Annotated in this window: 24 protein-coding genes; 6 read left to right on the forward strand and 18 right to left on the reverse strand. The window is 59.4% G+C overall.

The window, feature by feature from the left end:
• Positions 1–17: 17 nt before the first annotated feature.
• From PSH86_RS10370 to PSH86_RS10420, 11 genes are all read right to left on the reverse strand, one after another.
• A complete protein-coding gene (locus PSH86_RS10370; RefSeq protein ID WP_212802182.1) occupies positions 18–1,271 on the reverse strand; it encodes a cysteine desulfurase-like protein in 1,254 nt (417 codons plus the stop codon).
• A gap of 34 nt (positions 1,272–1,305) precedes the next feature.
• Positions 1,306–2,676, reverse strand: a complete 1,371-nt coding sequence (gene cysS, locus PSH86_RS10375; protein ID WP_176689567.1) for a cysteine--tRNA ligase — start codon at positions 2,674–2,676, stop codon at positions 1,306–1,308.
• Between the two features lie 48 nt (positions 2,677–2,724).
• Positions 2,725–3,360 carry a glutathione transferase gene (yfcF, locus tag PSH86_RS10380; RefSeq protein ID WP_116831932.1) on the reverse strand — a complete coding sequence of 212 codons (636 nt, stop codon included), beginning with the start codon at positions 3,358–3,360 and terminating at the stop codon, positions 2,725–2,727.
• 25 nt (positions 3,361–3,385) lie between these two features.
• Entirely contained in the window at positions 3,386–4,663 is a 1,278-nt protein-coding gene (locus PSH86_RS10385; RefSeq protein ID WP_305489556.1) for an ATP-grasp domain-containing protein, read from the reverse strand.
• Positions 4,660–5,619 (reverse strand): hypothetical protein, encoded by a 960-nt coding sequence (locus PSH86_RS10390; RefSeq protein ID WP_305489558.1) that lies wholly within the window; start codon positions 5,617–5,619, stop codon positions 4,660–4,662. The genes PSH86_RS10385 and PSH86_RS10390 overlap by 4 nt, the downstream gene beginning before the upstream one ends.
• A 26-nt stretch (positions 5,620–5,645) precedes the next feature.
• Positions 5,646–6,566, reverse strand: coding sequence for a JmjC domain-containing protein (locus tag PSH86_RS10395; protein ID WP_305489560.1), 921 nt, complete (start codon positions 6,564–6,566; stop codon positions 5,646–5,648).
• Between the two features lie 49 nt (positions 6,567–6,615).
• Positions 6,616–8,175 carry a thioredoxin family protein gene (locus tag PSH86_RS10400; protein ID WP_109751697.1) on the reverse strand — a complete coding sequence of 520 codons (1,560 nt, stop codon included), beginning with the start codon at positions 8,173–8,175 and terminating at the stop codon, positions 6,616–6,618.
• Positions 8,176–8,206: 31 nt separating this feature from the next.
• Positions 8,207–9,604 (reverse strand): KamA family radical SAM protein, encoded by a 1,398-nt coding sequence (locus PSH86_RS10405; protein WP_163854539.1) that lies wholly within the window; start codon positions 9,602–9,604, stop codon positions 8,207–8,209.
• A gap of 253 nt (positions 9,605–9,857) precedes the next feature.
• Positions 9,858–10,505, reverse strand: a complete 648-nt coding sequence (locus tag PSH86_RS10410; RefSeq protein ID WP_109751699.1) for a DUF2282 domain-containing protein — start codon at positions 10,503–10,505, stop codon at positions 9,858–9,860.
• A 599-nt stretch (positions 10,506–11,104) separates the two neighbouring features.
• On the reverse strand, positions 11,105–11,896 hold the full coding sequence (locus tag PSH86_RS10415; RefSeq protein ID WP_305489564.1) for a DNA-binding domain-containing protein: 792 nt from the start codon (positions 11,894–11,896) through the stop codon (positions 11,105–11,107).
• Positions 11,886–12,710: a DUF692 domain-containing protein gene (locus tag PSH86_RS10420; protein WP_116831937.1), complete on the reverse strand. Its 825-nt coding sequence runs from the start codon at positions 12,708–12,710 to the stop codon at positions 11,886–11,888. Before PSH86_RS10420 ends, PSH86_RS10415 begins: the two co-directional genes overlap by 11 nt.
• Positions 12,711–12,845: 135 nt before the next feature.
• On the opposite strand from PSH86_RS10420, the gene PSH86_RS10425 reads away from it, so the two are divergent.
• The gene (locus tag PSH86_RS10425; RefSeq protein ID WP_116831938.1) at positions 12,846–13,562 is read left to right on the forward strand and encodes an alpha/beta hydrolase; all 717 of its coding nucleotides are present in this window, start codon (positions 12,846–12,848) and stop codon (positions 13,560–13,562) included.
• Positions 13,563–13,621: 59 nt separating this feature from the next.
• Here PSH86_RS10425 and PSH86_RS10430 read toward each other — a convergent pair whose 3' ends face one another.
• Both PSH86_RS10430 and PSH86_RS10435 read right to left on the reverse strand, forming a co-directional pair.
• Positions 13,622–14,209 carry a hypothetical protein gene (locus PSH86_RS10430; RefSeq protein ID WP_305489567.1) on the reverse strand — a complete coding sequence of 196 codons (588 nt, stop codon included), beginning with the start codon at positions 14,207–14,209 and terminating at the stop codon, positions 13,622–13,624.
• A 36-nt stretch (positions 14,210–14,245) separates the two neighbouring features.
• Entirely contained in the window at positions 14,246–15,193 is a 948-nt protein-coding gene (locus PSH86_RS10435) for a LysR family transcriptional regulator (protein ID WP_109751704.1), read from the reverse strand.
• A gap of 142 nt (positions 15,194–15,335) precedes the next feature.
• Here PSH86_RS10435 and PSH86_RS10440 point away from each other — a divergent pair, with 142 nt between their 5' ends.
• The gene (locus PSH86_RS10440; protein WP_109751843.1) at positions 15,336–15,938 is read left to right on the forward strand and encodes an NADPH-dependent F420 reductase; all 603 of its coding nucleotides are present in this window, start codon (positions 15,336–15,338) and stop codon (positions 15,936–15,938) included.
• Positions 15,939–15,952: 14 nt separating this feature from the next.
• On the opposite strand, the gene PSH86_RS10445 is transcribed toward PSH86_RS10440, so the two are convergent.
• On the reverse strand, positions 15,953–16,885 hold the full coding sequence (locus PSH86_RS10445) for a LysR family transcriptional regulator (RefSeq protein ID WP_116834206.1): 933 nt from the start codon (positions 16,883–16,885) through the stop codon (positions 15,953–15,955).
• 112 nt (positions 16,886–16,997) lie between these two features.
• Here PSH86_RS10445 and PSH86_RS10450 point away from each other — a divergent pair, with 112 nt between their 5' ends.
• Both PSH86_RS10450 and PSH86_RS10455 read left to right on the forward strand, forming a co-directional pair.
• Positions 16,998–17,492, forward strand: coding sequence for a DMT family transporter (locus PSH86_RS10450; RefSeq protein ID WP_163854533.1), 495 nt, complete (start codon positions 16,998–17,000; stop codon positions 17,490–17,492).
• Positions 17,493–17,494: 2 nt separating this feature from the next.
• Entirely contained in the window at positions 17,495–17,947 is a 453-nt protein-coding gene (locus PSH86_RS10455; RefSeq protein ID WP_109751707.1) for a DMT family transporter, read from the forward strand.
• 5 nt (positions 17,948–17,952) lie between these two features.
• Here the strand turns inward: PSH86_RS10455 and PSH86_RS10460 are convergent, their stop codons facing one another.
• The 3 genes from PSH86_RS10460 to PSH86_RS10470 form a co-directional block, all read right to left on the reverse strand.
• Positions 17,953–18,234 (reverse strand): hypothetical protein, encoded by a 282-nt coding sequence (locus PSH86_RS10460; RefSeq protein ID WP_109751708.1) that lies wholly within the window; start codon positions 18,232–18,234, stop codon positions 17,953–17,955.
• 128 nt (positions 18,235–18,362) lie between these two features.
• Positions 18,363–19,379, reverse strand: coding sequence for a purine nucleoside permease (locus tag PSH86_RS10465; protein WP_305489571.1), 1,017 nt, complete (start codon positions 19,377–19,379; stop codon positions 18,363–18,365).
• A 41-nt stretch (positions 19,380–19,420) separates the two neighbouring features.
• Positions 19,421–20,371 carry a nucleoside-specific channel-forming protein Tsx gene (locus PSH86_RS10470; RefSeq protein ID WP_163854528.1) on the reverse strand — a complete coding sequence of 317 codons (951 nt, stop codon included), beginning with the start codon at positions 20,369–20,371 and terminating at the stop codon, positions 19,421–19,423.
• A gap of 308 nt (positions 20,372–20,679) precedes the next feature.
• On the opposite strand from PSH86_RS10470, the gene selD reads away from it, so the two are divergent.
• Complete coding sequence (selD, locus tag PSH86_RS10475; protein ID WP_176688218.1) at positions 20,680–21,714, forward strand: selenide, water dikinase SelD; 1,035 nt, start codon at positions 20,680–20,682, stop codon at positions 21,712–21,714.
• Positions 21,714–22,817, forward strand: coding sequence for a tRNA 2-selenouridine(34) synthase MnmH (gene mnmH / locus PSH86_RS10480; RefSeq protein WP_305489575.1), 1,104 nt, complete (start codon positions 21,714–21,716; stop codon positions 22,815–22,817). Before selD ends, mnmH begins: the two co-directional genes overlap by 1 nt.
• 143 nt (positions 22,818–22,960) lie before the next feature.
• Here the strand turns inward: mnmH and PSH86_RS10485 are convergent, their stop codons facing one another.
• Positions 22,961–23,635 (reverse strand): histidine phosphatase family protein, encoded by a 675-nt coding sequence (locus PSH86_RS10485; protein ID WP_109751713.1) that lies wholly within the window; start codon positions 23,633–23,635, stop codon positions 22,961–22,963.
• Between the last annotated feature and the right edge of the window lies 1 nt (position 23,636).

Raw genomic sequence — 23,636 nt, forward strand, 5'->3', positions numbered from 1 at the left:
GCTGTCCGGTGGCTTGCTCAGGGCATGATTCGAACGAGGTCATCCATTGCCGACAGGAAACGATGAACGTCGTCTTCAGAGGTGTACTGCGCAAGGCTGATCCTGGCCACGCCGTCATGCTCGTCAATGCCCAGGGCGCGAACGGTCTGCGGGCTGAAATGATGACCATGCCAGAGACGAATGCCTTGTTCGGCCATGTGCCGGGAAATCATTTCGCTGGGTGTCGACTCCAGGGTAAAGGAGACGGTCGGCACCCGGCGCTCCCGTTCATGTGACGTTCGGTAGCCGTGGATATGAACACCCTTGAGGCTGCTCAATCCTTCCAGGGCTGACTGCACCAGCCGCTGCTCGTATTCGACGATGGCGTGCATCCCCGCGACAATCTGCTGTCGCTTGCCAGTCTGCTCGCCGCACGCTCCGAACTCGCGACCGATCCATGCCAGATGATCGATGGCCCCCAGGATTCCGGCGATCGCCTCTCGGCTCTTGCTCCCGGTTTCGAATTTATAGGGCGGCTTATCGGCAGTGGGGCGAGGTTTGTAGGGCATGAGCCTTTCGAGCAACGCCAGGCGACCCCAGAGGATTGCGTGATGGGGGCCGTGGAGTTTGTGCGAGGAACACACCAGGAAGTCACACCCCAGGGTCTGCACATCGATCACCCCATGGGGGGCGAACTGAACCGCATCGACATAGACCATTGCGCCTTTGCGCTTGGCCAGTGCGGCAACCGCGGCGACATCATTGATCGTGCCGGTGACGTTGTTCGCATAGCTCAACGCGACGACCTTGGTACGTTCCGTAATGATCGACTCCATGTCGGCGGTGCTGAAACCGTAGGTAAGGGGATCGAACGGCAGCCAGCGAATTTTCAGTTCCAGGTCTTTCGCCAATTCGAGCCAGGGCGAAATATTGGCTTCATGATCTGACTGGGTCAGGACAATCTCGTCGCCTTTGCCAAGGCTTCGGCCGAGGCAACGAGAGAGATGAAACGTCAGCGTCGTCATGTTCTGGCCGAACACGATTTCCTCGGCACAGTGGGCATTGACCAGTGCGGCTGCTGCGCACCGTGCCTGGCCGATGGCTTTTTCTGCAATGACCGATGTCGAGAAATGGCCGCCCAGGTTGGCATTGTTTTCAATCGCCGCCTCGACGCTCGCCTCCAGGGCGCGCTTGCACATCTGGGTCCCGGCGGCGCTGTCGAGAAACACGCTATTGCTCGCCGATGCCAGGGAGAAAATCGGAAACTGTTGCCTGATACGCTCGATATTCAAACTGTCGTTCCTTCGTGGTGGCGACTGAGGCCGTTCAGGCCTTCAGGTCGCTGAGGCTGATGCCCTGGGCCAGCAGCAAATCCCTGATTCGATCGGATTCCGCCCAGTTTCTTTCGTTACGGGCAACGTTACGCGCCGCGATCAAGTCGCTTTGTTCCGATGTCAGGCGGGTGGCCTGAGTGTCGAATAAACCGATGTCCAGCACCGCATTGAAACTGCGTAGCAGGTCGATGCGTTCCGACTCAGTCAGTTCATTGGACTTGATCACCCACCAGAACTCAGCCATGGCGCTTGGCGTGTGCAGGTCCTTTTCGAGCGCAGCGAAGAACCTTCGATAGGACGCGGCGTGCAGTGCTGAAAAAGCTTCGCCGGGAGGGCTGTTGTTCTCCAGGGCACTGCTGATCCGTCGCCGAGCTTTTTGCAATGCCGTGGCGACGTCATCCAGGGCCTCCCATGAAAAAGCCAGGGCGCTGCGATAATGCGAGCCCAGGACCAGCAACCGGAACGCGCAGGGGTCGTAGCCTCTGTCGACCAGCGAGTCCACAGTGAGGAATTCCCCGCTGGACTTGGACATTTTCTCTGCCTCCACGTTGAGAAACTCGCAGTGGAACCAGTAGTTGACCCAACGGTGACCGAAGCAGCATTCCGATTGCGCGATCTCGTTGGAATGGTGGACGTTGATATGATCGATACCACCGCAATGGATATCGACCCTTTCACCCAGGTACTTGCTTGCCATGGCTGAGCACTCGATATGCCAGCCGGGAAATCCCAGGCCCCAGGGAGATTCCCACTTCATGATCTGACCAGGAAACTTCGAGGTCGAAAACCATAAGGCGAAGTCCGCTTGCGACCGCTTCAATGGATCGTGACTGACACGCTCAGTGGCTCTTTGCTCGTCCAGCACCAGTTGTCCAAGTTCATGATAGGCAGGAAATTTTTCCACGCTGAAATAGACATTGCCGGCACTTTCATAGGCCACGCCTTTTTCCAGCAAGCGTTCGATCAGCGTGATGATTTCGGGAATATGCTGCGTCGCCCGGCAGACCACGTCAGGCCGGGTAATATTCAACAGGCCGCAGTGACGAAAAAACGCTTCTTCGTAGAATTGAGCGACCTGCCAGGGGGTCTTGTTCTCGCGAGCGGCACCCACCATCAATTTGTCATGGCCGGCGTCGGCGTCGGATTGCAGGTGCCCGACATCCGTGATGTTCATGACGTGCTTTACCACCAGCCCTTGATGACGCAGGGTCTTGGCCAGGACATCTTCGAAGATGTATGTGCGCATATTCCCGATGTGCGCATAGTGGTAGACCGTGGGGCCGCAGGCATAGAGGCCTACATGGTTTTCAACGATCGGAATAAAGGGGACGACAGTCCTTCCAAGTGTATTGAATAGTTCCATTTCCAACTCTTGCGTTGAGGGGGCATTGACGCCCCGGGCCAACCGGGCTCAGCGCCCGGAGGAAGTCGTATTGCCCTGTCGGTCGAGATCCAGCCATTGATGGACACTCTCGCGATCCCACGCCCGAAGCGCATAATGCTTCAACGTCTCGGGAACCGGGTCGCCGTTGTAGATGAGCCTGTTCAACATGCCGGCGGCATCGACGTCGGCGATGCTCCAATCGTCGAAAAGAAACGATCTCCCGTCCCGAAGGCTATGGGACAAGGTCTCGACCAGCCGCCGGGCATCGGCCATCGCCAATGGCCCCAGCGGTTCCTGCGACGGTGCGATGAAGATGGTCTCCGTGGGCCGGTTGCCGCGCAGGTTGAAGAAGTCGCTCCTCAGCCAGGCCTGGACCTGCCGGGCTTGGGCGCGGGCCTGAACGTCAACCGGGAACAAGCGGGCGCCCGGCGCAATGTCGTTCAGGTATTCGGCGATGGCGGACGATTCAGCCAGCGAAAACGTCCCGTCCACCAGCGTCGGAACGCGGTGGGTGAGCGAGATCCCGGTAAATGGCGGCCGCTGGTGATCGCCTTGGGAGAGGTCGAGGTAGTGCAGGTCAAAATCGAACCGGCACTCCTTGAGCGCTACGAACGCGCACATGGCAAAGGGCGACGTGCATTGATGATCCACATATAGCTTCATTGAGTCCGCTCCATCCCGATCAAAGTCAGCAGGCTTGCGCGACAGCTTCCTGGCTGAGTTGCACGTCGAAAAAGCCGGTGGCCTCGGCCTCCTTTTCCCGGATCCACAGGTAATCGGCATAGGTAACCGCGGGGTCTTCGTGAACCAGATAGATAAAGCCGTAGTTCGTCGAGATGCCGATGGTAGGCGCGACGCTGTCGCCAATTTCAGGGGCCCTGATCATCTTGAAGAAACTTGGCCTGGCGCTCAGTTCATCGAGCCAACGGCGATGGATCACCTGGCCGGCGACGCTGTTGATCATCCCGATGACTTCGCACGTCGCGTTCGATCGGTTGACTTTATCCAGCATCGAATAGAACACCTCGGGATCGGCATAGCAGGCCGCGCAGAGATTGACGGCGTTGACGCCGCGCACGCGAGTCATCGCGCTGAGCTCCTGGGTCCCCATCATCCGGGCTGCCCACTCGATCAGCATCGGTCCGTTGGCCGTCACCATTACTTCCAGGAACGAGGGGCCGATGTTGACGCCGAATGCATTCAGGCACTGGTGAACATAAGCGATGATGGGAGCCGCTTCTTCCGAGAGCAGGTCGATCAGCACCTCACGATCGTTGACCACCCCGGCGCCTGGAACGGGCTTGCGATTGTCGCGCCAGATCTCGAAGACGAAATGTTCACCGTCGCGGGAAACAGCCTGTACCAGGTACTGCTGGCCAGCCAGGTATTCCATCGCCAGCAGCGTGTCGTTGATGAGCCCCATTTCGTTGAGTCGGCCCAGCTCCTTGTCCACCGCGTGACGCACCTGCACCATCTCGTAGCAGAAATGAATACCGTCCGCCCCGGCGCTGTTGACCGGCTTAATGACCACCGGCCAGCCGTCGATCGTCTCGATCGCGGCCTCGACCTCACTCATCTGGTGAATCAAGGCGACCCGTGCCGCCGGGATATCCATCTGATGCAGCCGCTTGGCCATGTGCCATTTATCCCGGCGGCAGGCTGACAGCGCCGTGCCGTTGCCAGGCGTGCCCATCAACTCGCTGAGCTGGTCGGCCAGCTCAACGCCGGACTCGCATCCGGGAATGATGAACGCCGGTTCGAATTCAGCCAATTTGTCCGTCAGCGCCTTGAGATCTTGCGTCGCGACAAACCGCTGCTGGAAATCCTCTGGCTTGTAGCTGTCCACGTCATATTCGAGAATTTCGGCGGATGTCTGCACATGGATGCAGGTTATTCCATACAACTTGAGTTCGTCCGCAAGGCTTGCCCCGGTCGAGTAGGCATCGACGATCACCGCGTATTTCATGTTCTAACTCCTTCGACTGAAAGGCGACTAAGGTGGCAATAGCCGTTGTAGGTTGCGGCCAGGCAGATCAGGGCCACTCCCGCGAAACTGAACACTGAAAAGGCCAGTCTCGAATCAACGGTTTGAAAAATGATGGTGAACAAGGGAGCGGCCGCCAGGATGGCTTCCGTGGTGACGGGTTCGCAGCGCTTTATCCCTTCCTGCAGCAATAACAAGGGCAGGATCACGCCAACGAACGCCAGCAGGACCAAGGCGTCGAGATGATCGATGACGGCGGCGATCTCGCTCAGGTTCAAAGAGGTGTAGATGCCGGTAACCGCCAGCAAGAGATAGAACCGATGGGCATAGAGATAGTGACTCGACGCCCCGTGATCCGCGACGACCTTCGAGAGAATGCTGGTCAATGCCATCGCGACACCGCACACGAGCATCATCAGGTAGCCCAGCAGCACCTGGTCGCTGTCGAACTCATCCCTGACGGCGGTGCGTCCGTCCATCGAGACCCACCCCAGGTAGACGCTGGCCAGTGCGATGACAAGGGCGGCTATATAGTCGGCCCGGATCATGATCGCGGTCGGACGCAACAGCTTGTTCAGCACGAGCGTCGAAATTATCCCGACCCCGCCCACCAGCGCACTGACGATGGCCGGCTCCACCCATTTCAATGCCAGCAGAAAGGAGATCCAGAGTGCGGCGGAGCTGACGTTCAACATCAGCAGGCAACGTCGGATGGAGGCCTTTTTTTCCGGATTCGAAAGCAGGGCAGGCGTCGAGCGTTTCCGGGCCATGTAGCCGAGAAAGAACACAGGCCAGGCGACGGCGAATAACACGAATGTCGCGATGACACTGTCGAGGCGTTGCAGCAGGATCCCGAAATACACCTCCTTGAGCCCATCGATCACGTTGACAAGCATCAACGCCGTGATCCCCACAAACAGAGCTTGTGCAGTGCGCATGGTACGGATTCCAATCAAGAAAGCGGTCATAGGGAGGTAAGTGTGCGAATGTTCCCTTTCCTCGATTGCTTGTAGCGTTGGAGCAGCGCTTCTGCCGGCAATGTCCTGGACAACTTCGCGACTTCGTCCAGGCCGCTCTGTATATCGCCCAGGATGCGCTGGAGTGCAGACTCCGACAGCGTATCGAGCGGGTGAGCCCTGAGTCGTTCGTCCCCATGCAAACGGTCCAGCAGTGCATAGGTAATGATGTCGGCAACAGTCGGCGGGTTGATCACGAAACCGATGGAAAAGGACTCTTCGTGGGCCACCGTGGCATGCCAATAACCCCGGGGCATGAACGTCGTGGTGCCGGGTTTGACCAGCCGCTCCTCGTGGCCTTCGGGCATCGTCAGCGGCAATTTGGCGCCGGTGTAGGGATGCGTACCTTCCTGGTAGAAGCGGTTCGGGTTATTCGGGAAAAATGGATAGATGGGATCTGGTAGCGAAGTGTTTTCGGCGAACCTCCAGGTCTTCTCGCCCTTGATCTGGATCATGAAGTTGGTTTCATGATCGAAGTGCGTCGCCACTTCCACGCCATGGTTGGCCGCGAACGCCTCGCAGCTGACATAGTGCCTTGGGATGTCGAGTATCTTCGCCAGTTCATCGCAGGCCAGGGATATCGCCGGGAGCGCTTCCAGATCCTTCATATAGACCATCGCGGCGCCATCGTTGTACGGAGCGAGGGCATCGGCGGACCTGGCCACGGTAATACGCTTGCCACCTGGAAAGAGCAGGTCGACGGGCCCAGGCAGCGCATTGAACAGCTTTCGAATGTCCTGGAATTCTTCCAGGGCCGACAATTGCGTAAAGCGGCTCATTGCACCGTCGGCGACGTATGAGCGCTTGGGCCAGCACGTGTCGAGGAACACCTCGGTTTGGTCGCCAAACATCTGCTGCAGAATATTCATCACGCATTCCATCCTTGAAGCGGCGCGCATTGCGCGCCGCATTTTTTCATTACACGGCCGCGGCTACTGGCTGAGTATTCGACGTGGCGTAGGAGGCGTTTTCGCGCTTGTAGAGGTAGCCCTCGTAGACGCGGGCAAGCTCATCGCTGCGGGTTTTCAGTTGGCTGGCGGCGCTGGCGAAAAGCGCTTGCTGCTCGTCTCGCGACAGGCCCACCATTTCACCCTCGGCGCGACCCAGTGCGTTGAACAGGAGCTTGGCGAGCAGTTCGGTTTCCGATCGTTCATGGCCGATTCGCTGGCAAATGGTTTCGACGACCGCGGCATGATCGTGGAAGTGCCAACCCAGTCGGCAAAGACGGAATTTCACCGAGACAGGCGAGTCTTCCCACCAGTTCAGCGAGGCGTCGAGTTCGGCGTCGGTGATCCCGGAGAACTCCTCCACCAGCTGTTGGTGGCGTTTTTCCCAGAGGGTCAGCAACGACTGGATGCTGCCGAAGTTGTAGGGGGCCGGGCCATGTATCTTCCAGTTGAGCAGCGCCGGGCTGACGTCCTGGGAGTGGCGGATGCCCGTCCGGCTGGCTTCCAGGGTAGAACGGATAGCAGGGGAGTGCGCCCAGAACTCGGCCATGACGCAGTGGACGATGTTGTTGCGAATCGTCCGCTGCTTGCCGAGGGTGTAATTCTGATGCAGGTGCTGCTGATCGTATTCGGACCCCTTGAGACCGATGAGGCTGGCTTGCAGGTCTCGGAAGGAAATCTGCCAGTCCCGGATGATCATTTGCGCACGGGTCAATCCGCGGCCTTGTGCCGCGCGCTTGTGCGCCGTTTCGGTCGCGACATCCAGCAGCATCTGGTAGATGCCCAGGCACAACTCACGCAGGCAGTCAGTGTAATGGGCCCAGCCGCCTTCGCCCTGGACGCCCGGCCAGTCGGCCATCAGTTCATGGTCCGGCACCTGGATCAGCGTATTGCAGAAGCGGCGCACTTCGCGGGCAATGGCTGTCTGCGCGATGCCATCTTCGGACAAGCTGTCTTCAGGGTATTGTCCACGGGCCTGCACAATAGGCAGCCAATACGCCGCTTCCCGCACCGCCACGCTGGCCGTACTGCTGGCGTTCAGCGCCTTTCGCAATTTCGATTCGGCGATGGAATAGTTGAAGCTGGCCATGGCCTGCTTGGCCAGGCCTACCGAGAGTTGGGAAACGGTTTCGCTGGCATCGATATCACCCTCGACGTCGTGATGCACACGGCAGTACCCCAGGTCGAGTCGGGTATGGAGCGGAGCGCCGAGGAATTTATGGTAGATGTCACCGTCGCTGGATATGAGTTGGAGAACCGGCGACATGATGAAGATGTGGCTCCCGACCAACTCGGAGATGCGTGGATCGGGTTGGGAGTTCTCTACTTCAACCCACACCGGAATCGTTGACTCATTGACCGCACCGATAAGCTGGGGGTCGTTGAAAACGCTGTCCACCAAGCGATTACAGCCATTACAGGACTGGCTATGGAAATAAATCAGTATCGGCTTGCCAGTCGATTTGGATTGCTCAATGGCGTGGACGTAGGACGTATGGTGGACCCAGTCAATCTTGTTGGTTTCGCTCATTTCTATGCTTCCATTCACGGTGGTTGAACACTTATTTGACGGATTTCAGTACATCTTCGAGCAACTGTGTCCGCGTCGCCGGATTCATCCAGAGGGCTTGGGCGTCTGCGGTCAGGGTATGGAGCGGGTCGCAGTAAAGAAAAACCTTGTCCTCCTTTACGGCCGGCGCGCGATAGGCGGCGATACCCAGGTATTGGTCGTAGTAGTCGTAGCTATGGATATCGCGCTTGCCGCCACCGCCGGGCAGATCCACGATGAAATGCGGCGTGTTATGCCCGGCAATCAGGCCACGGGTGGATTTTTCCAGGGCGATCGAATCGCAAAGGCTGGTTCTGAGTGCCTCGACACCACGAATCATGTCCCCTTGAAAACAGTAGTAGGGACGCACGTTCAGGTAGGCAAGGCATTCGTTCAAACGGTGCATGGTCTGCGGGTTGTCATTGACGCCTTTGAGGATGACGGCCTGGTTCCTGACCTCGACGCCACGCTCATAGAGCATTTCCAAGGCCTTGGCGGTGATCGCCGTTATTTCGTTCGGATGGTTGAAATGAGTGTGTATCGCAATGGACTTGTGCATCTTCCTCGCCCGGTCCGACAAGCGCGAAATGGCATCGGTCCAGTCGTGATCGCTCTGGATCTTCATCGGCAGTACCGCCAACCCCTTGGTGGCGAAACGCATGCGTCGTACATGGGGAACGTCCAGCAGTCGTTCACCGATCTCGGTGATCTGCCGGGCCTTGAGTCGATAGGCATCGCCGCCCGAGATCACTACGTCCTCGACACTGCAATTGGCTTCTATGTAGCGCAGGGCAGGCTCCCAGCGCTCGCCGGGGGCGTTGATCTTCTTCTTGGTCACCGCATCGGTGTCCAGCCCCACCGCATAGCTGCGGGTGCAATACCGGCAGTAGACCGGACAGACATTGGTCGCCAGGAACAACACGCGATCCGGGTAGCGGTGGGTCAGCCCCGGGGCCGGTGAATCATCCTGCTCGCCCATGGGGTCAAGCTTCACCATGGGATGATCGATGGATATCTCCGAGGCCAGGGGCAGGAACTGGCGCCGCAACGGGTCCAGGTAAGGGTTGTCCCAGTCAATCAGCGAGAGGATATAGGGCGTCAGCCGGATAGACATCGGAGCCATCTGATGACCTTCTTCAAGGTCTCTCAGGAACGCGGCACTGATTCTGTTCTTGATCAATGCACCCAGTGCACCAACGCTGGTAATGGCATTTTTTTCTTGCCACAGATGATTCAGAAACAACTGGGCATCAATGTCTTTCCAATGATCCAGGTCGCGCCAGAATTCATCACTTCGAAAGGCATATCGCAGCGACAGTAATGGTTTCAGACGTTGGCCCTGAGAAGAATGGGCAATCAATGACTTTAATGGAATGTCAGCAAAGTCATAATCCACAATGTTACTTGACATTTGGTGTCGTCCCTTTCAGATGGCTGCGTCCATAGACTGACAATACTTAATATTTATCTTAAATCAAGGTGCTGGTTTATTTATTTATTCAGTACTTTTCAAAGGCGAAAGTGTACGTACTGCAAATTTTTTAATTGCAGTTTTTTGTCCCGAGCATAACCAGGCCAAGCGCTATTGTTGAGCGCGTATTGTTCTACGCTGCTCTATCGGCGCCTGAAGCGGTTAATGAAATGTATATAGGAGCACGGTGAATTCAGTTAGGCACGCTGCCCGACTTCACTTCTTGATGAATGAGTGCTGTGGAGGACGCGACAACCCCCGGTTGAGGCTGCGCCGTGCCCGAAGACTGGACCAGATATTGCGCCACGTTGGCGATGTCCTGGTCGCTGAGGGACTTGGCCACAGTCACCATCACAGGAGATGGACGCGAGGCATCACGGAAGGCTCGCAGTTGTGTTTCCACATACTTGGCAAACTGACCTGCCAGTTTTGGGTACTCGGCGTTTTCAGAGGCGCCAGCCGTGCCGTGGCAGGAAGAGCAGGCTACGATGCCGCGGGCATGATCGCCGGCGTTGAAGAGCCGTTCCCCAGCGCCAACGTCAACGGTCGCAGCGACAGCGGGTTCGTCGAACGGGCAGGCGTCTGGCTGGGCTTTGACGACGCCGCCCATCTGCGTGCAGGTGCCTTTGGGCACAGCGACCCACTCAAGTGGATCGTTGTCGACCTTGCTCATTTCCGAGCAGTCGTGCAGGCAACTGCTGTCGGAGCAATCGTTATGACCTGCCTTGGCTACGCCGTAGCAAACCTCGGTCTCTGCTGTTTTATCAGTTGCCACATCGGCCAGCGAAGCACTGCTGATGGAGGCCAACGCGGTGGCTACCAGAATATCCTTTAGATTCATCACGCAAGTTCCCGGTCAAGGTTTTATACAGTCATTAATTTTTATGAGTCTTTCGCACACACGAACGGACCGTATTACAGTCAGTCTGTAAACATGTATCAGGCGTTCAGCGGATTATTTGATTTTTAAATGGGTTTTTAACGGTGCCCGCGACAAGCGAACTTGACCAGCAAGTCGTGCCGGAACTTCGTATGCAGGGAGTCATGAAGGTCGAGGGGCAAACAGCGATAAGAGGACGCCGTGTGCGCGGAGTTGATTCGCTCAAGTAACTGTTTGGATACATTTACCGCTCCCTTTTGGTACAGGCCGCGTCTGGCGACTTGTTCGGAATCCGTTCCTGTCAGGTTACACAGCACTCGTTGTCTATCGAAAGTGCTATGTGCCCGTCGTATCTTCACCGCGAAATCGAATCTATTGCTGGGGAGTTTGCAAGGTGCTTTCTATTTGTAGCCCACGACCAGAATATTTCTAATCGATATAAGCTTATAAAATGATTCAAGATGTAACAGGATGTCGCCGGCTGTCTACAATGGGGGGTCGGCCCCAGCAGTACGCGACCACGGAGACAGAATTGCCCGATACAAGTGTTTTGGCAGGGCTCAGGGAACGGCAGTCAGCAGGCCATCATTCAACCAGCGGGTGACCAGGGTAGCGCTATCGACCAGTTGGGGCTGACCCAGCGCGCTGTAACGCTCCTGGGCGGCGATCAACGCTTCGCCCAGGGTCGTGCCCTGCGCCAAGCGCTCCAGCGCCGCGGCTTCCCAGGACTCGACCTCGCGTGCTTCGACGCTCCAGCCGTTTCGATAGACGAGAGCGGTGCAGGCGTGGCGGTTCACCGACGGTAGAGGCTGGTTCTGCTGGCGATGGGCGGCCCATATCTTGACCACCGGCCATTCGCAGGGCAGCAGTCCACAGCCCGGCGACAAGGTGAATCGTTGGATATCCAGCTCGGCGCTGCTCATTGTGGCCAGTGCCCGAGGATCGAGTGCCGTGGCTTTTCGGGCATGAGAGGCAAGGTGGAGGGCCCATTCCAATGAGGCCACCGCCGCAAAATATGGGTAGGGCGCTACGGAAGGATATTGATCGAGGAAAGTCGGCAGGCGCTCGCCGAACATGCCCAGGTCTGGATGTCGCGACGGATAGCGCCGCCCATAGTCATAGGCGAGCGAGCGAAAAAAATGATCGCCCACCAGCGCCTTGATGACGGGATAGGTCAAGGCCAACGACTGCTCCTGATGCCGCCACAGCCCGCTGCGATAGCGTGCGAAGCGTCGCCGGTCGCCAGCGCTTGCCGTCTCCAACCATCCTTGTGGCAGGACAGAGGGCGATGATGAACTATCCAGCGCCTGGGTAAAGCTGATCTGCAGCGCGGCCAACTCTTCACGTGTCATGCAACACCTCCCGGGCAATCGTCCGAGCGATCTCGACCTGATCGAGCAACTCGCCCAGCGGCGGCAGGCGTGTGTCCCATTCAACCAGTACCGGTACCGGGCCAAACCGGCGCAAGGCATTGCGATACAGTGCCCAGACCGGTTCCGCCACCGCGCTGCCATGATCGTCGATCAACAGGTCCTCTTCCTGGCTATGGCCCGCCAGATGAAATTCGCGAACAGCCGATTTATCCAGAGCCTCCAGGGCGGCGAGTGCGCATTCACCATGGTTGTACTGATTGACGTGGAGGTTATTGAGGTCGAGTAGCACTGCACTTCCGGTGCGTGCCACCACTTCGGCGAGGAACTGGGTTTCGCCCAGGGTATCGCCGTGGTAGCGCAAGCTGGTGGAGATGTTTTCGAGCAACAACTGTTGGCCCAACGTATCCTGGACCTGGTCGACCCGGTCACAGACCAGGTCCAGCGAAGCTTCAACCAGGGGTAGCGGCAGCAGGTCGTTGAGGCATCGTCCTTCAATCGCCCCCCAACTCAAATGCTCGGATACCAGGAACGGATTTACGTCCGCAGCCAGGCGTCGTATGCGTTCGACATGGGCGCTGGAAAAACCATGGACCGAGCCGATGCCCAGTCCGACGCCATGTAGGCTGATGGGATATCTTTGCGCCAGGCATCGCAGAACATGCAGGTCCTTGCCGCCAGGCCCCAAGTAGTTCTCCGTATGAACCTCAAGCCAGTCGACGGCGGGATGGCCCTCCAGGAACGCTTGATAATGAGGGGCCCTGAGGCCAACACCAATCCGTGGTAATGGACGCACTTTTTCTGACTCGCTTGTCGATGGTCGCCGCTGATCATAGCGCAGTGTCGGATCGAATTGAGCAACCACTGATAACCGCTGTCTACCGCCGGCACCGTGTCTGCTGTGCGGCTATCGAACGATGGAGGAAGATTGATGTTTAAAGCGCTCACCCTGTTTCTGTTGCTGGTCTCGTCCGGGTTGCAGGCCCAACCCTCGCTGCACACGGACTTGCCGCTCAACTACCTGGCCCAAGTCGATGGGCAAGCCGGTAACCGCCCGCTGGTGATCTTCCTGCACGGCTCCGGCAGCAACGAACAGGACCTGTTCGAACTCAAGGACGAACTGCCCCGGGATTACAACTACCTCTCGGTGCGGGCGCCGAAGAGCATGGAGCAGGACCGTTACCAGTGGTTCGCCAAAAAGGGCGAGGGCGCCTATGACGGTGACGCCTCGGACCTGAAGGCCAGCGGCCAGGTGCTGCTGGATTTCATCGACAAGGCCCGGGCCAAATATTCGACCGACGCGAGCAAGGTCTATCTGGTGGGGTTCAGCCAGGGGGCGATGATGAGCTACGAGGTGGCCCTGCGACACCCCGAAGCTGTCGGCGGCATTGCCGCGATGGGTGGGCGTGTCCTGTCGGTGCTGCGGGCAGAACTGACGCCCGACGAGTCGCGACGGGCACTGGCGATATTCATCGGCCACGGTACGGCAGACCCGATCATTCCCTACCACGATGGCACCGAGGCCAACACATTCCTGAAGACCCTGGCGCTGGAACCGGAATTCCATGCCTACCTGGGCCTGGGCCACAGCATCAGTGCGCAGGAGGTGCAGGACCTGCGAGCCTGGCTGGAGCGACTCAACCCCTGACCCGCTGTAAATCCCTGTGGGAGCGAGCTTGCTCGCGATTGAGGGCTATGCGGTGCCCGTCACTGACCACTGGCGATCTGTTTCACCAACGCTTCATGACCGGTCTTGTCGCTGGCCCGGGAGATGATCTGCACCACCGCCATGCGCGTGCCGGAGGCGCCTATCAACGTGGTGTCCAGGGTTGGCCCGCCGCCCTGGGTGGCGCTGGTATCGAGCTGGCGCAGACCCAGGCCGGTGCCTTTCTGGGTCAGGCTTTTTTCGCCGAGGATCTTGGCGTCCGGCAGGGCCTTGGTTTTCTGAACGGCGAAGTCGGCGAAGGTGGTATCGAGAAAGGCATTGTCGTTGTCCTTCACATTCGCGCCGTTGACGATGGTGTTTTCAGCGGTGATCACCACGGTTCTGCTGGCGGCATTGCTGTACATCGTGCCCGTTGCCCCGGCCGTGCCCTGGGTCAGTTCACCGGCGGGCAGCGGCGTCGCCGTGAAACCCTTGGGCAGGGTGAAGTTAAGCTTGCCACCCAGCATCGAAACCTTCTGTGCCGGTGCATCGCCAGCGGTTTTGGCCGGAGCGGCATGGGCAGGTACCACGACCAGGCTGGTGATGGCCGCCAGCAACAGGGCGGTGGCTTGTTTACTCAGCAATGACATTAAAACGCTCCACGGAGGGTCGTGCTCGGAGGCTGATCATCCCATGGGCGCTGCACTGGATTCCAGCGCGCAGAAACGCTTGGCCAGCCCTTCGCGTTCGAAATGTTCAGTGATGAAGTCAATAAAGCCCCGGGTCTTGGCGGGCATCAATGTGCGGCTGGGGTAATACAAGGAGATTGCGCCAAGGTCCATGTACCAGTCCGGCAGTAACCGCACCAATTCGCCCCGTTCCAGCCAGGGCAGCACGTCCGGCACCGTCAACAGTGAGATACCCAGGCCCAGCAGGGTGGCTTCGCGCATGGCGACGGGGTCGTTGAGGACGATGGATTCGGGCAGCCGCAGCGCCGATTCAAGCCCGGCAGCGTTGCGCATCACGGCCTGGCGCACGCGACCGGTCAGGCTCGAGCGCAGCACGATGTTATCGAAGTGGGCCAGGTCTTCTGGATGCGCGGGCCGGGGGTGTGTAACCAGGTAGGCAGGACTTGCCACCGCGATCAGATGGGCCGGTGCCAAGGTGCGCGAGACGACGCCGGGCGTCAGTTCGAAGCCGCCGCCAATCGCCGCGTCGAAGCCTTCGGCGATCAGGTCTACCCGGCGGTTTTCGAAATGCCATTGTGGCCGGATCAGCGGATAGCGAGCCAGGAATTGCGGCATCAGCGGCAACACATGCCCGATGCCGAAACTCGGTGACAGGCTCACTCGCAATACCCCGGCCGGTTCACCCCGTTCCGTGGTCACGGCGCCGATGGCCGTCTGCAAGGCTTCGAGGTGAGCGCCGATACTGGCCAGGAAGTGTTCGCCGTTTTCGGTCAGGGACAATTTTCGGGTCGAGCGCTGGAACAGGCGCACGCCCAGGTTGCGCTCGAGCATCGCTACGTTGCGGCTGACGGCGGCAGGCGTCAGGCCCAGCAATCTGGCGGCAGCGGAAAAACTCCCCGTCTCGGCACTGCGGGCGAAGCATTCAAGGTTGGCGAGGGTTTCCATGGCGTTCTGCCTGATAGCAATGCTTGAAAATGATTCAAGCTATTACCGGCTAATCAGGCGGGAATGACAAGAGCAATATGCACCCCAACGGCGGACATCACCGCCAGGCTTATCCCAACCTTTGAGGACAGACGACATGAGTATCGAAACCATTGGCATCATCGGCGCCGGCGCCATTGGCAGTGCTTTCGCCCGCGCCCTGGCCCGCCAGAACATCAACGTGGTGATTGCCAACAGCCGTGGCCCGGACAGCCTGGCCGGGCTGGTCGCCGATCTGGGGCCCACCGTGCGTGCCGGCACCGTGCAGCAAGCCGCGGCCCAGCCGATGGTGTTGGTGGCCGTTAATTGGTCGAGGCTGCCGGAGGCGTTGAGTGGTTTGCCGGACTTTGCCGGGCGCATCGTGATCGATGCCAACAATGCAATCAAAGTCCCGGAGTTCGAGGCGGTTGATCTGCAGGGCCGGGCTTCCACCGAGGTGTTCAGTGAGTGGGTGCCGGGCGCACGGGTGGTCAAGGCCTTCAATCACTTGCTGGCGCGCCTGCTGGAGGCAGATCCGACGTCCGAAGGCGGCAAGCGGGTGCTGTTCCTGAGCGGTGACGACGTGCAGGCACGCGATGAGGTCGCGCAGTTGATCGAGCGCTTGGGATTCTTCGCCGTGGACCTGGGGCCCCTGAGTGTAGGCGCACGCTTGACCCAGTTCCCGGGCGGCCCTCTGCCGGTGCTGAACCTGGTCAAGTTCGACTGAGCCTAACAGTGCGCTCAGCGATCCCAATAGGGCACTTCGCCAAAACACTCCAGGAAAAAATCGATGACCGTGCGCACCTTCACCGACAGGCGTCGGCTGCCCGGCCAGAGAATGGCGATCTGCTGGGGTTCGAGGCTGTTGGAGGCCTGGTAATCCTGCAATACCGGGAGCAGCGTGCCATTGCGCAGCGCTTCGCCGATCAGCCAGGATGGAAACATCACCAACCCCAGGCCTTGTTCGGCGGCCTGGGTCAAGGTGTCGGCGTGGTTGCCGGTGATCGGGCCCTTGACGCTGTAGGGCGTCCAGGCCTGGCCAGGGCGGCGGAAGAACCAGCGCTGCTGGCCGGTCACGCCTTTGTAGGCCAGGCATTGATGGGCCGCCAGATCCTGGGGTTTGAGCGGCACGCCGTGGCGAGCCAGGTAGGCGGGGCTGGCCGCGATCTGAAAACGATGGGGGGCGACGACCCGCGCCTGCATGCCTGAGTCATGCAGCGGGCCGATCCGAAACAGCAGGTCGGCGCCTTCCTGCAGTGGGTCGACGTAACTGTCGGTCTGCTGGATCTCCAATTGCAGCTTTGGGTAGCGTTCGCACAACTGGCCCAGCCACGGGGTCAGGTGGCGCTGGCCGAATACCACCGGGGCGTTGATCCGCACCAGTCCGGAGGGCTCGCTGTGCTGTTCCTGCAAGGCTTGTTCGGCTTCCTCCAATTGCACCAGTAGCAGCCGAGCATGATGCCCCAGTAGGCGGCCGGCTTCGGTGGGGGACACGGCGCGGGTGTGCCTGTAAAGCAATTGCTGGTTCAGGGCCTGCTCCATCAGTTGGATCTGCCGGGAAATCGATGACGGAGCCAAGCCTTCGCGCCGGGCCACCTCCGAGAAACTGCCGTGATCGAGCACCGCGACAAACAAGCGAAGCGCCTTGAAGCCGAGTTCATTGAGGCCGTGCATGGGGTGGCGGTCCTGTGCGTATTGCGCAAAAGTGTTGTCGGGATACTCCCATTTATCGCACAGGGGCACCAGCCGATAATGCCGGCCATCCTTTTCCAAACAGGTTCTGAGCATGCAGGTTTCCTCATTGAACGAAGCCGGTCCGGTGACGGCTGCCCAACCACGGTCGTTCTTGCGCTGGCTATTGTTGCCCGTGGTGATCCTGGCCGGCATGGGCTTGTCGGTAGAGGCCGGCCTGCTGGGGCCGCTTGGGAGCCAGGTCGGGCATTTGTGGGCCACCCTGAGTATCTTTGGCGTCGGCTCGGCGATTCTCTTCCTGCTGTTACTGCTCAGCGGTCGGCAACAAGGTCCGGCGCTGAATGAACTGCCACGCTGGCAACTGATCGGCGGTTTCCTGGGGCCCATCTACGTGGTGGTGCTGACGCTCGCCACGCCCCACATCGGCATCGCCATGACCATGGTCGCGATCCTTTCCGGCCAGGTGGGCAAAAGTGTCTTGATCGACCATTTCGGCTGGTTCGGTGCGAGCCGCAAACGGGTCAACGGCGAACGTTGGCTGGCGTTGGCACTGATAGTCGTAGCCCTTGTCCTGATTGCCCGAGGTTGAATATGAGTCTGTTCATTTTATTGCTGGTGGTGGTCGCTGCGGGTGCGGTGCTGAGTGTCCAGGCGGCTATCAACGGCCGCCTGGGCCAGACGGTCGGTGTGCTGCGCAGCAGCCTGCTGACCTTTGCTGTGGGCGCTGTGGTCACCGGGTTGCTGATCGTATTTTTCGAACCGGCCCACGCGGTCACCTTGCTGGATGTGCCGAAATGGCAGCTCAGCGGTGCGTTGTTCGGCGTCGTCTACATGATGGTGATGGTCGGTGCGGTGCCGCGGGTCGGGACGGGCGTGGCGACGGTGGCGGTGATCGTCGGGCAATTGGGCATGGGTATGTTGATCGACAACTTCGGCTGGCTGGGCAACCCGGCCATCGGGTTGTCCGGTAGCCGGATCCTGGCCATGGCCTGCCTGGCCTTGGCGCTGGTGTTCATGTATCGCAGCAGTGTGCAGCAGGCCTGAAGGGCTCAGTTGCTTTCGACATTCAGTCGCAGGCTGCCATCGTCCAGGCGCTCGGTGCTTCGGACGATGCCACTGGTTTGCCGGCCTTCGGCGCTGAATACTACGATCTGGGCTTTATCCAGGTCGTCCGGCATCGGTGGGTGTACGTGCAGTACGAACCATGGCGGTTCGGCGTCGTCGAAGCGTTTGACGTCGAACTGGCAAGTGGCATTTTGGGTCTGGTGCCCAAGTAGCGCGTCCAGGCCGTAATAGAAGTGAGTGCTGTCGGCAGCAAGGGGCATGTGCATCGTCGGTCTCCTGGGGACGCTCGGTGGATGTTCAAGTGATCCTGCCTGGAATGGAAAATTCCATCGGGTGAGCTATGGAAACTAGCTCACCACCCCTGCACATTTCCTGTGGTGTGAGCTTCGACAGATCACAAAGCAGGCACACCGTTTTCCCACACCGACCAGTTTTTCACGATGTCCTGCACCACCGGGTTGCCGGTGCGGAAGAGGTTTTCCAGTGCAGGAACGAACGCGCCCTGGTCAGCGTATTTGAGCAGGTTGTCCACTTCGTTGCCGCCGGGTTCGGGACGATCGAAGTCGGACCCGGCCCGCAGTACGGCCAGCCGGTTGATATCGACCCGACCTTCACGACTGGCTCGCAGCAAGGCCTCGTAGGTGGAGTTGTCCTCCTGTTGGGTGGTGCAGTAGACGCCTTTGTTATCCGTGAGCAGGCGGGTCCAGACCTCGGCGCGTTCGCTCAGGCGCGTACCGGAGAACCAGGTGTTGCCGGCCAGGGTGTCGCAGCGGGTCACCACCGGTGGCTGGTTGGCCGGTGCATACGGATATTTCAAACGCCAGGCGGCTGACTCCTTGCTTTCAGTCAGGGCCACTTTCTGGCTGAGCGCAAATGCCTTGGCTTGCAGGGCCGGGTTGAGTTCGAAGACTTCGGTCTTGTAGTCCAGCGGCGGCTTTTCATTCGGCCCCTTGGTGTTGATGCCCAGGTAGCCGGTGGGCCAATCCTTGGGTACATCGCGCGAATCAAGCTCCCATTGGGTGCCGAATTCCACCAGGTAATGGGCCCAGGCAGTCGTACCGAGGGTGCCATGGTGCGGGTTGATCCCGGCGATCCCGGCCACCAGGAAATAGCTTTTGCGCAGGTCGACGGCTGGCGAGAGCGCCAGAGCCAGTGTCGAGGCCGCGGCGTTGGTCTGGCCCATGCCGGTGATCAGCAGGCAAACCCGCTCGGCATTGCAGCGGATCGTTGGATACTCGGCGGACAGCCCTGGTACGCGGATCTCATTCTTGAGTTGCAGGCGTTCGATCCAGTTCTGCGCTTCGGGAGCGAACATCGTGATCAGCAGCACTTTGGGTTGAAGCGGCGGTGTGGCCCCGGCGGTTGAGCAGAACAGGGCCAAACCGATTGAAGCAAGCAGGCGATTGGTCATGAATCGTTACCTCCATGGATTAGAAAAGGGCGAGCAGGGGCTCAGAATTGATAGCCGACACCCGCGTAGTATCCCCACCCATCGGAGCGGGCGCGGAAGTTACCGTCGCCAAAGTTAAGCTCACTGCCGTCCTGCCAGTTGCCGCCGTTGTGAAAGTAACGGCCCACCAGGGTGAAGCGCAGGTGCGTGAACGAATACAGCAAGACGTTGGTGGCGACTGTGGCATTGGCGGTGCGGGCCGGGTTGTCCTTGTGCAGGTCTGAACCGAAATCGAAGTTGGTAAAACCGATGTAAGTCAGCGACGCGCCGTTGCTGAACTGGCTGATCGGCACGATATATTTGAGTTGGGCGCGATAGCCATCCCAGGAATATTCATTGCTGGCGCCGTAGTTTTCCCATTGATAACGCCCGTAGAAGTTGGCCGACAGGTTGACCCGCGAATGGGTATCGATGTCGGTGCCCAGGCCGCTGTACAAGGTGTTCGCGCGATTGGCGCTATTGCTGCCGTGATCGTAGATCCAGTCGAACGCCACATACCACTCCTTGAATGGCCCGATGGCCAGGCTGCGGCCAGTCATGTAGTCGATGGAAATACGCGGTTCATGCTCCATGAACACCGGCGAGCCGTGATCCCACACGCCTTTGTCGTGGCTGTTGCCGATATCGAAGATCTTTGGGATGTCGATATAGCCATACAGCTCGAACGGCCCCTTGCGTCCGAAATATTCGTATTCCAGATAGACGTCGTCGACGGGTTGCGGGCCGAAGCTGATGTCCTTGCTGCCGATGATCGTCAGGTCCTGGTTGTACCAGTCGGACAGGTAGACACCTTTTTTCGAGGAAGTGGCTTCAGGGCTGAGCGCCTCACCTTGGGCGGATGCTTCGCTCGTCTGGGCCTGGCTGGTGGTGCTGAGTAATCCGGTAACGGCGGTCAGTAGCACAGCGGCTGCGAATACGCCGGGCGCGGCGTGACACCGAGGATTGAAGTCCATGGAAAGTCCTTGTTCGTGCGGGTCGAAACCCGGGTTCCGTGATTGAAAAAACGCGACTCGCTTCGGCGTTGCGAGTGATTTCGCAAACGTTTGCACATCCTGTACCAGTTTTTCGTACTGGCTTGAAAAACATGTGTTTAGGACATTTTTCCTGTCCTTATGGTCAGGCGTCGTGCACGACCTGTTACCCGGTTCCTTGAAGGGGCACCAAAAGGTGGCAGGGCGTAAGGGGGCACTGTCGTGCAGCGACACAGGACCGTCGGCGTTGCTGGTAGACTCGTTCCAATTGACTGACACGAGGTATGCCCATGAGCGAGCCGATTCGCCTGACCCAGTACAGCCACGGCGCCGGTTGCGGCTGCAAGATTTCGCCCCAGGTGCTGGAAGTGATCCTGGCCGGCAGCGGTGCGCAAAACCTTGATCCCAAGCTGTGGGTCGGCAACGCCTCCCGGGACGATGCTGCGGTATACGCCATCGACGAGGAACGCGGCGTGGTCTCGACCACCGATTTCTTCATGCCGATTGTCGATGACCCGTTCGATTTCGGTCGCATCGCCGCCACCAATGCCATCAGCGACATCTACGCCATGGGCGGTGACCCGCTGATGGCTATCGCGATCCTCGGTTGGCCAGTCAATGTATTGGCCCCGGAAATTGCCCGGGAAGTGATTCGCGGTGGTCGTTCAGTGTGCGACGAGGCGGGTATCCCCCTGGCTGGCGGACATTCAATCGACGCGCCTGAGCCGATTTTCGGCCTGGCGGTCACAGGGCTGGTGCAAAAGCGCCACATGAAACGCAACGACACGGCTACCGCCGGTTGCCGCCTGTACCTGACCAAGCCCCTGGGCATCGGCATCCTGACCACGGCGGAAAAGAAGGGCAAGCTGCGCGCCGCCGATGTTGGCCTGGCCCGTGACTGGATGTGCACCCTCAACAAACCCGGCAGCCGCTTTGGCAAGCTCGACGGTGTGACGGCGATGACCGACGTCACCGGTTTCGGCCTGCTCGGGCATCTGGTGGAAATGGCTGACGGCAGCCAACTGACCGCGCGCATCCGCTATGACGCGGTGCCGCGTTTGCCGGGCGTCGAGTACTACCTCGACCTGGGTTGTGTGCCGGGCGGTACGCTACGCAATTACGACAGTTACGCCAGCAAGGTCGGTCGGGTCCAGGAACTGCACAAGCGCGTGCTGTGCGATCCGCAGACCAGTGGCGGCCTGTTGATTGCTGTCACCGCCGAAGGCGAGGGCGAATTCCTGCGGGTTGCCGCTGAACTGGGCCTGGCACTGGAGCCCATCGGCGAACTGGTCGAGCGACAGAGCTACGCGGTCGAGGTGTCTTGATGGCCAATGACATCACCGATTACCGCGACATCTTCCTCAATGACCGGCCGATGATGGACACCCGTGCCCCGGTCGAATTCATCAAGGGGGCTTTCCCCGGCGTGGTCAATTTGCCGTTGATGACCGACAGCGAACGGCAACGCGTCGGTACCTGCTACAAACAGCAGGGACAGCAGGCCGCCATTGTCCTGGGGCATCAACTGGTGTCCGGTGAAACCAAGGCCCAGCGCATCCAGGCCTGGGCCGAGTTCGCCAAGGCCCATCCCGACGGTGTGCTGTATTGCTTTCGCGGAGGCTTGCGTTCGCAGATCGTCCAGCAATGGCTCAAGGACGAAGCGGGCATTGACTACCCCAGGGTCGGGGGTGGCTACAAGGCCATGCGTACGTTCTTGCTGGACACTGTCGAACAGGCGGTGAGCCAGTGCGACCTGGTGCTGCTGGGCGGCATGACCGGCACCGGCAAGACTGAAGTGCTGGGTCAGTTGGGCAACAGCCTGGATCTGGAAGGGCATGCCAACCACCGTGGTTCGAGCTTCGGCAAACGCGCCACCGGCCAGCCTTCCAACATCGATTTTGAAAACCGCCTGGCGGTGGATGTACTGAAAAAGCGCGCCGCCGGCATCGAACAATTTGTCCTTGAAGATGAGAGCCGTGCAGTCGGCAGTTGCGCCTTGCCGCTGTCCTTGTACCAGCGTATGCAGGAGGTTCCGATGGTCTGGCTGGAAGACAGCCTCGAGCACCGGGTGGAGCGGATCCTGCGCGATTACGTGGTCGATCTGTGTGCGGAGTTTGTCGCCGTGCATGGCGACGAAGGTTTTTCGCTGTTTTCCGAGCGGTTGCTGGCAAGCCTGGACAACATTCACAAGCGCCTGGGCGGCGACCGTCACCGGCGCTTGATGAATATCCTGGAAACCGCCCTGGCCGAGCAGGCCAGCAGCGGCGCCGTCGACTTGCATCGCGGTTGGATCGAAGGCTTGTTGCGTGAGTATTACGACCCGATGTACGCGTTCCAGCGGGAAAAGAAGGGGCGGCGGATCGAGTTCTCGGGGGAGCAGGCGGCGGTGTTGGAGTATCTGCGTGAGCGGGTGGTTCGGGGAGGGTGAACTCGCAAGTTCGGGCTCATGATTGGAAAATACTAACCCGGTGGGAGCGAGCCTGCTCGCGATAGCGGTGCATCAGTCACATCAATGCCAAATGGGGCCAACGCTATCGCGAGCAGGCTCGCTCCCACAGGGGGGCTTTTTGGTCAAGTCGGGCAGGCTTCCTGGCCGTTGTCCAAGCCTTGCTTGTAGCTCTGGCTGGTGAGGCTGGCCTTGCCGTTGTGCCAGGTCAGGGTCAGCACATACAGCGAATCATAATCGCCGGATGCCCAGTCATCGGTAATGGTCTGCTTCTTGCCCACGGCCTCGCCGGCAACCTTGTTGATCAGCTCCGGCAAGTAGCCATGGGACCAGGCGGTATAGATGGTCGAGTTGTGGTACTTGTCATGCAGCAATTCGTCCGCCAGGTCGCCGGTATCGTTGGCCGAAAAATTGATGTTCACCGGCAACCCGAGCTTGATGGCACTGGGGCTGATGGTCATCAGCGGGCGAATATAGCTATAGGAATTGTCCAGCTCACCCTCTTCGACATTGCGGGTAGGGTTGGCTGCGAACACGTAGTCGGCCTTGCCGAATTTTTCTGGCAGCAGGGTCGCCAGGTCGATGGCGCGGTTAAGGCCCTGGCAGTTGAGCTGGCCCAGGCCTCCGGCGGGTTTCTCGGCGTGGCGCAGGAACACCAGGGTCTGGATGCCATCGACTGGCTGGGCGCGACTGACGCTCGATTCCAGCGACAGCACCAGGCCACAGGTCACAAGCAGCGTCGGCAGCAACAGCCACGAACGGCGTTTGAAGCGTCTGGCGAAATTCAGTGGGTTCATCATC

The sequence above is a fragment of the Pseudomonas sp. FP2300 genome (assembly GCF_030687595.1).
GTDB lineage: Bacteria > Pseudomonadota > Gammaproteobacteria > Pseudomonadales > Pseudomonadaceae > Aquipseudomonas > Aquipseudomonas bijieensis.